At 35.1% G+C, this 12,668-nt stretch carries 14 protein-coding genes; 13 read left to right on the forward strand and 1 reads right to left on the reverse strand.

Features of this window, described 5'->3' with window-relative positions:
* Window positions 1–265: 265 nt before the first annotated feature.
* The 12 genes from bcp to perR all read left to right on the forward strand — a co-directional run bounded on the left by bcp (window position 266) and on the right by perR (window position 10,964).
* On the forward strand, window positions 266–733 hold the full coding sequence (gene bcp, locus AB3M96_RS08415) for a thioredoxin-dependent thiol peroxidase (RefSeq protein ID WP_412967137.1): 468 nt from the start codon (window positions 266–268) through the stop codon (window positions 731–733).
* 247 nt (window positions 734–980) lie between these two features.
* Complete coding sequence (locus tag AB3M96_RS08420) at window positions 981–1,934, forward strand: ABC transporter permease (RefSeq protein ID WP_412967138.1); 954 nt, start codon at window positions 981–983, stop codon at window positions 1,932–1,934.
* On the forward strand, window positions 1,924–2,877 hold the full coding sequence (locus AB3M96_RS08425) for an iron chelate uptake ABC transporter family permease subunit (protein ID WP_412967139.1): 954 nt from the start codon (window positions 1,924–1,926) through the stop codon (window positions 2,875–2,877). Before AB3M96_RS08420 ends, AB3M96_RS08425 begins: the two co-directional genes overlap by 11 nt.
* Entirely contained in the window at window positions 2,874–3,641 is a 768-nt protein-coding gene (locus tag AB3M96_RS08430; protein ID WP_412967140.1) for an iron ABC transporter ATP-binding protein, read from the forward strand. Before AB3M96_RS08425 ends, AB3M96_RS08430 begins: the two co-directional genes overlap by 4 nt.
* 259 nt (window positions 3,642–3,900) lie before the next feature.
* Window positions 3,901–4,923: a siderophore ABC transporter substrate-binding protein gene (locus AB3M96_RS08435; protein WP_412967141.1), complete on the forward strand. Its 1,023-nt coding sequence runs from the start codon at window positions 3,901–3,903 to the stop codon at window positions 4,921–4,923.
* Window positions 4,924–5,061: 138 nt separating this feature from the next.
* On the forward strand, window positions 5,062–5,778 hold the full coding sequence (locus tag AB3M96_RS08440) for a response regulator transcription factor (RefSeq protein ID WP_412967142.1): 717 nt from the start codon (window positions 5,062–5,064) through the stop codon (window positions 5,776–5,778).
* Window positions 5,779–5,790: 12 nt separating this feature from the next.
* Window positions 5,791–6,993 carry a sensor histidine kinase gene (locus AB3M96_RS08445; protein ID WP_412967143.1) on the forward strand — a complete coding sequence of 401 codons (1,203 nt, stop codon included), beginning with the start codon at window positions 5,791–5,793 and terminating at the stop codon, window positions 6,991–6,993.
* Between the two features lie 118 nt (window positions 6,994–7,111).
* Complete coding sequence (locus AB3M96_RS08450; protein ID WP_412967144.1) at window positions 7,112–7,834, forward strand: ABC transporter ATP-binding protein; 723 nt, start codon at window positions 7,112–7,114, stop codon at window positions 7,832–7,834.
* Window positions 7,835–7,847: 13 nt separating this feature from the next.
* Window positions 7,848–8,588 (forward strand): ABC transporter permease, encoded by a 741-nt coding sequence (locus tag AB3M96_RS08455; protein ID WP_412967145.1) that lies wholly within the window; start codon window positions 7,848–7,850, stop codon window positions 8,586–8,588.
* 264 nt (window positions 8,589–8,852) lie between these two features.
* Entirely contained in the window at window positions 8,853–9,809 is a 957-nt protein-coding gene (locus AB3M96_RS08460) for a D-2-hydroxyacid dehydrogenase (RefSeq protein WP_412967146.1), read from the forward strand.
* A gap of 2 nt (window positions 9,810–9,811) precedes the next feature.
* On the forward strand, window positions 9,812–10,360 hold the full coding sequence (locus AB3M96_RS08465; protein WP_412967147.1) for a cob(I)yrinic acid a,c-diamide adenosyltransferase: 549 nt from the start codon (window positions 9,812–9,814) through the stop codon (window positions 10,358–10,360).
* Window positions 10,361–10,520: 160 nt separating this feature from the next.
* The gene (gene perR / locus AB3M96_RS08470; protein WP_412967148.1) at window positions 10,521–10,964 is read left to right on the forward strand and encodes a peroxide-responsive transcriptional repressor PerR; all 444 of its coding nucleotides are present in this window, start codon (window positions 10,521–10,523) and stop codon (window positions 10,962–10,964) included.
* Window positions 10,965–11,008: 44 nt separating this feature from the next.
* On the opposite strand, the gene AB3M96_RS08475 is transcribed toward perR, so the two are convergent.
* Window positions 11,009–11,365 carry a YgzB family protein gene (locus tag AB3M96_RS08475; protein ID WP_412967149.1) on the reverse strand — a complete coding sequence of 119 codons (357 nt, stop codon included), beginning with the start codon at window positions 11,363–11,365 and terminating at the stop codon, window positions 11,009–11,011.
* Window positions 11,366–11,513: 148 nt separating this feature from the next.
* Here AB3M96_RS08475 and AB3M96_RS08480 point away from each other — a divergent pair, with 148 nt between their 5' ends.
* The gene (locus AB3M96_RS08480; protein WP_412967150.1) at window positions 11,514–12,383 is read left to right on the forward strand and encodes a nucleotidyltransferase-like protein; all 870 of its coding nucleotides are present in this window, start codon (window positions 11,514–11,516) and stop codon (window positions 12,381–12,383) included.
* Window positions 12,384–12,668 lie beyond the last annotated feature (285 nt).

The raw sequence follows: 12,668 nt of genomic DNA on the forward strand, positions 1-12,668 counted from the left end.
TACGGTATTCGGTCGATAAGAAGTGTCCTAATCGCCCCAGACAAAGAGGAGTTACGATTTTCGGTCGATAAGGAGGGATCTAATCGCCCTAGAAGTAAAGAAATATACTTTAGGTAAACTATGTTTTGAATGACAGTAGTGCCTTAATTTAATCATCTAGTGTATATGAAGGAAGTATATGCACAATACCTTAAAACAAAATAGCAATAATTTGTATAACCCCTCCATTTTTTGTACCCTATATATATAGAAGGAGGTCGTTATCATGACAGTGGAAGTTGGACAAAAAGCACCAGATTTTACATTACCGGCGAGTAATGGTGAGACAGTTTCATTAGTGGATTTTCGTGGAAAGCATGTTGTTCTTTATTTTTATCCAAAGGATATGACACCTGGTTGTACGACAGAAGCTTGTGATTTTAGAGATGCGCACAAAAGCTTTGCAGATTTGAACACGGTGATTCTCGGTGTTAGCACAGACCCGTTAGATCGCCACCAGAAATTCATTGATAAGTATGATTTGCCGTTTTTGCTTTTAGCTGATGAAGAACACAAGGTTGCAGAGGATTATGGAGTGTGGACGCTTAAGAAGAACTTTGGTAAAGAATATATGGGAATCGAGCGTTCAACCTTTGTAATCGATAAAGACGGAGTCCTAGTAAAGGATTGGAGAAAGGTGAAGGTAAAAGGTCACGTAGAGGAAGCGCTAGAATTTATTAAAAATAGTCTTTAATAAGCACCCGGATTCTAAAAGAATCCGGGCTTTTTCAATTAGTGTGATATATCTCATAGGAAGATCGACTAAAATCTTCTATTATTTAGTAGTCTACAGGTTTAAAAGACTGTTAGTTATAAATCTTCCCAATCAGCCTTTCTGGGTTGATTTTAGATTTTTCTTTATATATAATGAAATCGTATTAGTAATGATAATCGTTTTCAATTGCTATATACGTAGAATAATAAAGTAATGAGGACTTCAAATGAGACTATGGATGTTAATAATCGGAGCAATTGTCCTGTCATTTGTGTCCCTTTTCATTGGGGCAATTGATATTACGCCTATGGATTTACTCGACTGGGAGTCAGATGAGACTCAAATATTCCTCATAAGTCGGGTTCCGCGATTAATGGCGATTATCCTAGCAGGGGCAGGAATGAGCATTGCAGGATTAATTATGCAAAGCTTGAGTAGAAATAAGTTTGTTTCACCAACAACTGCTGGTACTTTAGACGCAGCAAAACTTGGGATTTTAATCTCTATGTTATTCATTACGAATGTTACGTATACGCAACAAATCATTTTTAGCTTTGCTTTTGCTTTAGCTGGAACCTTTGTTTTTATGCAAATACTAGATCGTGTTAAGTTTAAGGATGTCATATTCGTCCCGTTAATCGGTATAATGTACGGAAACATTTTGTCATCAATCACGACGTTTTTTGCATATGAAGCAGATCTTCTTCAAAACATCTCGTCTTGGTTAATGGGTAGCTTTACTTTAGTAATTGCTGGCCGTTATGAGTTGTTGTATGTAAGTATACCAGCCGTTATTTTAGCTTATCTGTATGCTAACAAATTTACAGTTGCAGGTATGGGTGAAGATTTTGCAAAAAACCTAGGCTTAAGCTATAAGGTCGTGTTAAATATTGGTCTTATTCTTGTTGCTATTATCTCAACGACAGTAGTACTTACTGTTGGAGTAATTCCATTCTTAGGGTTAATCGTACCGAATATAGTATCGCTATATCTTGGGGATAATCTTCGAAAGACAATTCCTCATACTGCAGCATTAGGGGTAGTATTTCTATTAATCTGTGATATCTTAGGTCGAGTTATCGTTCATCCGTATGAAATACCAGTTAACGTAACCGTTGCAGTAATAGGCAGTGCGATCTTCTTAATTATGTTGTTTAGGGGGAGAGCATATGCGAAATAGTCATAAACTGATTTTATTAGCGGTTATTTCTATTGTTTGTATTTTACTTTATGGATTTTATGATATAAAAGGTGGATTTGAGTACGCATTTCCAAGACGTATGATGCGTGTATCAGCAATGGTTGTAACAGGTATTGCAATTGCCTACTCAACTGTTGTATTCCAAACAATTACGCAAAACCGGATTTTAACACCTTCGGTTATGGGACTTGATTCGATGTATGAAGTGGTTCAAACCGTAATCTACTTCTTCGCAGGGTCTATGTCAGTTTGGGTGTTAAATAAATACTTGAACTTTGGTGCAGCAATTTTTGCAATGGTCTTATTTGCACTTCTTTTATACCGATTCCTATTTAAAGCAGATAAGCATCCAATTTATTTGCTTTTATTAATTGGGATGATTATTGGGACACTATTAGGAAGTCTAGTGACATTTTTACAAGTGTTAATAGATCCTGTGGAGTATCTAAGTTTACAAAGTCGTTTATTTGCTACCTTTAGTAATGTAAAGGTTGAGCTTCTATATATTGCTATTGCTATCTTAGTGGCTGCATTTATATATGGCTTTAGGATCATGGGTAGATTAGACGTTATGTCACTCGGCCGTGAAAATGCAATGAACCTTGGTGTCAATTATGACCGCATGGTTATGAATATTTTGATTTTATCATCTGTTTTAATTGCTACATCAACAGCACTAGTTGGTCCAATTACGTTTTTTGGATTGATCGTAGCTAATCTTGCGTATCAATATTTAACCACATATAAACACTCTATATTAATCTTAGGTGCAAGCTTAATAAGTATAATAGCACTAGTTGGTGGACAGTTTCTTGTTGAACATATTTTTGAACTACGGACAACATTGAGTGTGATTATTAACTTTATCGGAGGTATTTACTTCATTTACTTATTACTAAAAGAAAGTAGGGCAGCAGGATGATTGAAATCAAAGGATTAACAAAACGTTTTGGGAAAAAGCCTGTTGTAGAGGACGTATCTGTAACAATAGAACCAGGGACGATTACTTCGTTTATCGGACCGAACGGTGCTGGTAAATCTACGCTTCTTTCAATGGTGAGCCGTTTATTAGAATCGGATACAGGAGAAGTTTTACTAGATAAAGATAATGTGAAGAAGTGGAAGTCTTCAGAGTTTGCGAAACGTGTTTCCATTTTAAAACAATCCAATTTTCTTAATGTGCGATTAACGATTCGTGAACTTGTTGCTTTTGGTCGCTATCCTTATTCCAAAGGGCGCTTAAATGACATTGATGAAAAATTTATAAATCAGGCGCTTGAATATATGAATTTAGTTGATATTCAAGATAAGTTTTTAGATGAATTATCAGGTGGTCAAAAACAACGCGCGTTCATTGCGATGGTTATTGCACAGGATACTGACTATGTTCTTCTGGATGAGCCCTTAAATAACCTTGATATGAAGCACTCCGTACAAATCATGAAGATTTTACGTAAGCTTGTGGATGAGTTGGGTAAGACAGTTGTGATTGTATTGCATGATATAAACTTCGCATCCGTTTATTCAGATCGTATTGTTGCTCTAAAAGATGGGAAGCTTGTAAAAAATGGGCCAACCCATGAAATCATTAATTCGGACGCTTTACGTGAAATTTATGATATGGATATTCCAATTCAAGAACAGAATGGCTGTCGTATTTGTGTTTATTTTAATTCACACGCATAATACTTGATAAAAGACTTAGAGAATCACGTTCTCTAGGTTTTTTTTTATGATAATAAAGTATTAAAAGGCAAAAACTAAACATGGCAGGTCATAGAAGCTACACAGTTTAAGTAACTATTTGAGAAACATTCTCAAAAAAGTTAGGAAAATATTCAGAAATGGTATTGACGAATGAAAATGAGGTGACTATAATGAGAATAGTTATCAATGATAATGATTATCATTTCTAATAAAGAGAGATGAAAAGGAGAGAATACATATGAAAAAATGGAAGTTAGCAAGTGGATTTATTGCTTTATCATTATTGCTTTCAGCATGTGGCAGTGACGAGGAAATCACAAAAGATAATACGAACGAGAAGACTGGAAGTGAAGAGGTAGGTTCAACTGAAAATCACGCTTACCCAATGACTGTTTCTCCAACAATTACAACTACTGAAACTGAAGAAGCTGGAACTATTGCTTTTGAAGATGTAACTTTTGAAAAAATGCCAGAAAGAATTGTAGTATTTGACTATGGATTCTTAGATACATTGGATGTACTTGGTGTTGAAGGAGTAGTTGGAGTTCCTCAAGACTCAAGTTTACCTTCAAATCTTGAAAAATATGGATCAGATGAGTATGAGAACGTTGGTACTTTAAAAGAGCCGTTACTTGAGGATATTGCAGAAATTGGACCGGATGTTATTTTCATTTCAGGCCGTCAAGCACCATTTTACGAAGAATTAAAAGAAATCACTCCAAACGTAGTATTCGTTGGTACATCACAGGATGATTACTGGAACACATTTTTAGCATCTGTAGATACTGCAGCTAAAATGTTCGATAAAGAAAAAGAAGCTGATGAGTACCTTGCTAAATTCGATTCTGCATTAGAAGAAATTAAGGCTTTAGCTGGTAACTTTGAAACATCATTAGTTACAATGTATAACGAAGGTAAACTAGCTGGTTTCGCAGAAAACTCTCGTTTCGGATACATTTATGACATCTATGGCTTTAAACCAGTTACAGATAATATCGAATCTTCATCTCACGGGTCTAACTTCGGTTTTGAAGCACTTCTAGAATTCGACCCTCAAGTATTATTCGTAATTGACCGTACGGCAGCAACTGGTGGGCAATCTAATATTGATACTGATATGGAAAATGCAATTGTTCAAAAAACACAAGCTTATAAAAACAAGCGTATCGTTTACCTAGATGGTACACTATGGTACCTAAGTGGTGGCGGTTTACAATCTGAGTTAGCTAAAATAGAAGAAATTTTAGCTGAATTAAAATAATTATGTTAGGAGCTGTCCAATGGGGCAGCTTTTTAATTTGTATTTTAAAAATATGTAGACAATTTGTACTATAAACTTATCTACTAACTTGCTATACTGGAAGAAATATGAAATGGACACAGGTGAGGAGGGAAGCTTGTGGAAAGAACAATATTAATTGTCGATGATCAGCCGGAAATTGTTGAGTTACTAAAGCTTTATCTTGAGAAAGAGGGCTACCATATCCTTGAAGCCTATGATGGAAGTGCGGCTTTACAAGTCATTCAACAGCAGAAAATTGACCTGCTACTTGTTGACCTGATGATGCCAACAATTAATGGTTACCAGCTTATAAAAAAAGTAAGGCAAGAACTAAGCATTCCTATCATTATTATTTCAGCAAAAAATGAAGATAATGACAAGATCCTTGGCTTAGGTTTAGGCGCAGATGATTTTATACAAAAGCCTTTTAATCCTCTCGAGGTAGTTGCGAGGGTACAGGCTCTTCTACGTAGAACCTATAACTATATATCAGACCAACCTGTAAAACAAGAAGAGTCACGTCAAAAAAAAGTGGGTGACATTACTCTTAACGAAGATACGTATTCTGTATTTAAAGGTGATGTCGAGGTGACTTTAACGAAGATTGAATATAGAATACTAGAATTACTTATGGCTTCTCCTGGAAGGGTATATACAAAGCAACAGATATTTGAAAGGGCTTGGGACGATTATTACTTTGGTGGGGAAGAAGATAATACCATTAATGTACATATTTCAAAGCTGCGTGAAAAGATTGAAGGAAATCCGAAACAACCAGTTTATATTAAAACAATTAGGGGCTTAGGCTATAAATTTGAGAATCTAAAAAAATAGGAAGCGATTGTAATGAGAATTTTTCCAAAGGAAGAAGGTTTTACTCCTTTATTATATCTTGCGAATATTTGTATTCCACTCTACTTTTTACTTCAGGAAACATCAACAAAGCTTTATATTGGTCTATTAATATTGATAATTCTAGTAATAGCTTATCGACAAGCTTTTTTTAGACCTACTATTGCTATTTATCTAATCTTACTTCAACTAGCTGTAATATTATATTTTGGCTTTATGTATAACCCGATGTATATATTTATGGTGTTTATTACAGGTTATCAGATTGTACGTCTTCCTGTTCATTTGATGTATGTTGTTTGTGGCCTTTTCACGGTTTTTAGTTTGTTTCTTGTATATAAAACAGTACTTTCGGAGCAGTATTATGTACTGATTAATTTAGCCGCTCCTTTGTTTGGCGGAAGTATATTGCCTTTTATCATTAAAGGATCTATAAAATATAAAGAAATGAGTGAGAACCTTAAGAAAACGGCAGAGGAGTTAGAACAAAAGAACCAAGAAAAAACACGCCTAGAAGAAAGCAAGAGGCGGATGATTGCAGACATCTCACATGATTTAAAGACTCCGATTACAACAATTCAAGGGTATTCGAAAGCCTTATATGAAGGAATTGTTACTGATGAAGAGCAATCTAAAAAGTATTTACGATATATACATGATAAATCAGTCAGAGTAACAGAACTAATTGATGAACTTTTTATGTTTTCAAAGTTGGATACGCCTGATTTTCCGTTACATAGAGAAGAAAAGGATTTGGCTGAATTTTTACGTGAAGTACTTGTTGAATACTATGATGCATTTGAGGAGAAGGAGATGGAGCTTTCAGTAGATATACCATCTACAAGAATCGTATATTCCTTTGATCAAAAGCTTTTTTATCGAGCTATTTCAAATATCATTCAAAATACAATCAAATATAACCCATCCAAAACAGAAGTGTATGTATCTTTGAATAAAAATGAGCAAGCCCTCATTCTTGAAATTGGTGATAATGGTGTTGGCATTGATAAAGATATTTCCTCTACTTTATTTGACCCGTTTGTTCGTGGTGATAAAAGTAGAGTGAATGATGGTGGGTCTGGTTTAGGACTTGCCATAACGAAAAAAATCATCGAGATGCATGGGGGAAATATTAATATAGATCTAACCCCAAAACGAGGGAAAACAAACTTTATAATGAGGTTACCCAAGGTATAGTGAGAAATCGCTATGCCTTTTTTAAATCTTAATAACGATATAAGGTTCGCTTAAGATTCAGTTAAGGTTGGCTGTCTATGATAGAGATAAGAAAAGAGGAAATGAAGGAGGAAACACAATGAATCAACATGTGATTGAACTTTCAAATATAAGCAAGAGCTATGGAGAAGTGAAAGCGGTGGATGGAATTTCACTTAAGGTGAATAAAGGTGAGGTACTTGGGATTATTGGTGCAAATGGAGCGGGTAAATCGACAACTTTAGAAATCATGATGGGTATTCGAAAGCCTGATACAGGAACCGTTAATGTACTTGGCATGAATGTAGAAAAAGCAACAAATGCCATCAAGCAAAAAATTGGAATTCAACTTCAACAAACCGCTTTATACGATCGGATTAAGGTAAAGGAAGCCCTTACCCTATTTAGTTCTTATTATGAAAAGAAAAGAGATTTACAAGAGATTATCAAAATTCTAGGGCTAACACCTTACTTAAATAAGTACGTAAAAAATCTCTCGGGTGGCTGGCAGCAACGAACTTCTTTAGCACTTGCATTAGTAAATGACCCTGAGATTATCTTTTTAGATGAGCCGACGACGGGGTTAGATCCACAAGCGAGGCTTGAATTATGGAGTTGTATCAATACCTTCCGTGAAGAAGGTAAAACAATTATTTTATCAACTCACTACATGGATGAAGCGCAGCGTCATTGTGACCGAATTGCCATTATAAAAAAAGGTAAACTTGTTGCTTGTGACCAGCCTCATCATCTAATCGATTCGTTAGTACATGGGGTAGGAACAATGGATGATGTATACCTACAATACGCAGTAGGAAACTAAAGGAGGAATAAAAATGCAATCAGTACTTACACATACAAAAATGGAAATGAAGTTATTTTTTCGTGAAACTCTTGCTTTACTGTTTACCTTTATAGTACCCGCGGTGAGTTTTGTTATATTTGGAATGATGTTTGAATCGAATACGTATGAGGGTTTAAATTACTTTCAAGCTTATATTCCGAGTATGATCGCTATTATTATATTTACTACAGCGTTTTTCTCGATGGGATTACAAATTGTAATTGATCGTGAAAAGGGAGTATACAAGCGACTTAAGGGAACCCCAATTGATCAACGTGCAATCTTTATCGCTACAATTTTAAAAGGTTTTATCGCTATTTATGTGGGCGCAATTGAAATTCTGTTAATTGCTAAGTTTGGTTTTGGATCTGACTTAACAGGGCACGCGTTTGAATTTTTTATTGCATTAACTCTTTGCTCAATTACTTTCTTTTCAATTGGATTTGTCGTATCAAGTCTAACAAAGCGAATGCAAACTGCATTGGGAATCGCTATGATTTCCATGTACCCAATGATGTTTTTATCGGGAGCAACATTACCCATAGAAACCTATCCTGAGTTTTTACAAAAGTTGGCTGCATTTGTGCCACTAACGTATGTTGTAAATGTATTAAGAGATGGATGGAACGGTACTCTATTTACATCAGATTCACTTCTTGATATTTCAATTCTGGCTGGAATCTTTCTAGTGTCAGCAGTGATCGGTATTAAATACTTCCGCTGGACTGAATAAGTAGCCTATTTTACAAAGACAGAGTCAAACGTCTATACATTTACTCTAAAACCTACGTATCTTGTAGTGTAGGGCATACCTCCTCAGATGTTAGTGATTTAGTGCGAGAGCGATCTCGCACCTTTTTATTTTTCTGTAAATTGAAAAAAGAAAAATGAAAACGTGGGCTATCTTGAGTTTATGGTTTGATTGATGTAAGCAAAATTTGCACTACCACCTGGAGCAACGAGTTGTTACTATATAAATAAAGGAGGGTTTTGTTTCATGTTTATACTTTCAACTTTACTGCCTGAACCAAACCTCATTCAGGAAATACAGAAAATGTACCCTAGTGATCAATTTAGCTTTTATAAGAGCATGGATGAAGCAAAAAAGGACTTAGATAAAGCAGAAGTTTTAATTACATATGGTGAAGATTTAACTCCTGGACTAATTGAACAAGCAAAAAGGCTTAAGTGGATTATGGTGATGTCTGCTGGATTAGAGTTAATGCCATTTAAAGCAATCATGCAAAAGGGAGTACTTGTGACAAACGCCCGAGGTATTCATAAAATTCCAATGGCAGAGTATACAATATCCATGATGCTGCATATTGCCAAAAGGAATAAACAGCTCTTAACCCAGCAACAGGATAGAAACTGGAACAGGTTAGGGATAATACCAGTTGATGAATTACACGGCAAAACTGTAGGGATTTTAGGTGTTGGAGCAATTGGGGGCGAAATTGCTCGACTCGCAAAAGCATTTAATATGAAAGTAATTGGATTAAATCGAAGTGGTAAAGATCATGAATATGTTGATCAAATGTATAAGTATGAGGAACTGAATACAATATGCTCAACAGCGGATTATCTGGTTTCGGTTTTACCAAGTACAAATGAAACAAAATATCTCTTGAATGAATCACATTTTAATGTAATGAAGAATGAGCTTGTTTTTATTAACATTGGCCGTGGTGACCTTGTGAAAGAAGAAGTGTTGCTTCATGCACTAAATACAAACAAAATCTCGCATGCTATTTTAGATGTGTTTGAACAGGAACCGTTGCCAAAGGATCATCCGTTTTGGGCACATGAGAAAATTACAGTTACACCACATATTTCAAGTAAAACGGATAACTATTTACCACGGTCATTTGAGATTTTTAATCGGAATTTTACAATCTTAAAGCAAGGTGGAACTGAATTTATAAATAAAATTGACCCGGAAAGAGGTTACTAATAATGAAGATATATACAAAAACAGGCGACAAAGGTACTACTTCATTAGTGTATGGACAAAGGGTTTCTAAGAATGATTTGCGTGTCGAAGCGTATGGAACATGTGATGAAGCGAACTCTATGATTGGTTTGGCGGTAAGTCATTTACATATGGTTTCTTTCGAAGGGAAAGTTGAAGTAGGCGATATATTCAAAAAAATCCAAACGACCCTTTTTCATGTTGGTGCGGAATTAGCAACGCCGGCTGGTAAGGAAGTTAAATGGAAGGTTTCGGAAGAAGATATTACACTCTTGGAACAAACAATTGATAAATGGGATGAAAAACTACCAGCCTTAACAAACTTTGTTTTACCTGGTGGAAGTCAAGCGGGCTCAGCTTTACATGTTGCTAGAACAATTGTTAGAAGAGCAGAGCGAAGAGCAGTGGCTATTGGTGAAGATGTCAATCCACTTGTGAATTCATATCTGAATCGACTATCAGACTTTTTGTTTGTTGCAGCAAGATATGTGAATCTGCAACTTGGTTTGTCAGAACCGACTCTTCATCAATAAAAAGGTGAATAGCCTGTCTTTTCTCAGAAATCATAAAAAATGAGCGTAAACAAGGGTAATTAATCATATAGTAATGATAGAAATGTTGACAAAAACAGTAAACACAATATACACTAATTATAAAGATTATAAAATAAGAATGTTTGTTGGAAAGAGGTGCATGGCGGTGTCAGACAATCTTTTGAAAGAAGCGCTTGATACGTTGAAAGAAACAGGGGTCAGAATTACTCCGCAACGTCATGCGATATTAGAATATCTAATTAATTCAATGAGTCATCCGACTGCTGACGATATTTATAAAGCACTAGAAGGTAAATTCCCAAATATGAGCGTAGCAACCGTATATAATAATCTGCGTGTCTTTCGTGAAGTTGGACTAGTAAAGGAATTAACATATGGAGATGCTTCAAGCCGTTTTGACTACATTACTTCTCAACACTATCATGTAATTTGTGAAGAGTGCGGAAAAATTGTTGACTTCCATTATCCGGGTTTAGATGAAGTTGAAGCACTAGCAGCGCACGTAACAGGATTTAAAGTAAGTCATCATAGAATGGAAATTTACGGCTCATGTCTTGATTGCCAAAAGAAGACTGCACATTAAAAAAAGCTGACATATACTTATGTCAGCTTTTTTTTGCAAATGTATTAGCTCTTAAAGTTTTTACGATTGTATTTTTCATCAAAGTCTTTACCTTCTAATGTTGGATCAAGTGTAAGCGGTTCTTTACAATACATACAAACATCTACTCTTCCAAGCATTTTGGTAGGCTTTTGACAAGATGGACATGTAACCTGAACGGTTCTAGTAGAAAGCATGCCAATCCAAAAGTATACAACAGTACTTGCAATAATAAATAAAAGACCAAGAAGCATAAATATTGTCATTACAACAACATTCGATCTAAAAAAGATTCCTCCGTACATGACAATAAATCCTGCGAAGATTAGGCCAAGAGCGAAAGAACGTATTTTGTTAATTTTACTCGAATACTTTATACCCATAAGAAAAAACCTCCTGCATATAATATACAATATAAAATGCTAATATAAAAATAAAAAAAGATTCACAAATAAACCCACTGAATTTTGAAGGGTTTTATTTTTTATGTGTCGAAATATATACGGAACGATTTGAATGGAGGAAATCAAAATGGAAGATTTACTTCGACCGATTTATCAAGAACGAGCAAGTCATTCTCATACACTAGGCATTATTATGATAGAGAAGGGAAAGGATGCTTTCCCGCAAACTGACCAATTTGACACTGTCCTTTTAGTAATTGTTAAAGAAACAGAAAGACCGCTTTTTATTAAGCACTATGAATATAAGAATGGCAAAGCAACATTATATACAGTTGTTGAGGATCAATTAAAAGAGTGGTTACTGTTAGGTTCAAATCGAAAAGTTATTGATTGGATCTTAAATGGAAAAGTACTATTTGACCGAAATGACTATATAGAGGACCTAAAGAAACAACTAGATGAGTTCCCTGCTGAGGAAAGAAAGGCTAAGATGGGTGTTGAATTTGCTAAACTGATTCGACGCTACCAGGATGGAAAAGCGTTCTTTGACAATAAACAGTATCTAGATGCATATAACAATGTAATTCATGCACTTCATCATTTGGCGAGATTAGCAGTAATAGAAAAAGGTTTTCACCCGGAGGTTACTGTTTGGAATCAAGTTAAGCAAATAGATCCTCAAATCTACAAACTTTATGTGGAATTGCTAGAAAGTGAGGAAACTCTAGAAAAGCGTTTAGAACTTTTATTTTTAGCAAGTGAGTTTTTAATTCATTCACGAGTAAAGCTAGGTGGTAATCATATAATAGAAGTTCTTTCTCAAAAAGAGGATCCATGGCTGTTCGGTGAAATTATGGAGCATCCAGATCTTCAAATCTACTCAGTAGACTTAGAGGTATTTATAGAATTTCTGGTTGATAAACATTTACTAAATGTAGAAAGTATAGAAACGAAGGGCCAAGGTATATTTCATAGAGCCTATAAAACAAATAAGTGAGCTGGTGAACTCCTTTAGATAAAAGGGGTTCTTTTACTATTTTAAAAAAATAATCAAAAGAGTGTTGACTTAGTATGAAAAACCATGTTATATTTAATCTCGCCGCTGAAAAACACAGTTCAGCAGCTGAAAAAAACTTAAAAAACATTATTGACTTTCATAAGTCAGCATGTTATATTAAGAAAGTCGCTTACGAGCGATTGCGATAAAAAGTTCTTTGAAAACTGAACACAATACAAGCGTCAACGTTTAATTCAAGTAACAAATTATTGAGCAATCAATACT

Origin of the sequence: Ferdinandcohnia jepli, from assembly GCF_047246645.1 — a bacterium.
In the GTDB taxonomy this organism is placed as follows: Bacteria; Bacillota; Bacilli; order Bacillales; family Bacillaceae_L; genus Ferdinandcohnia.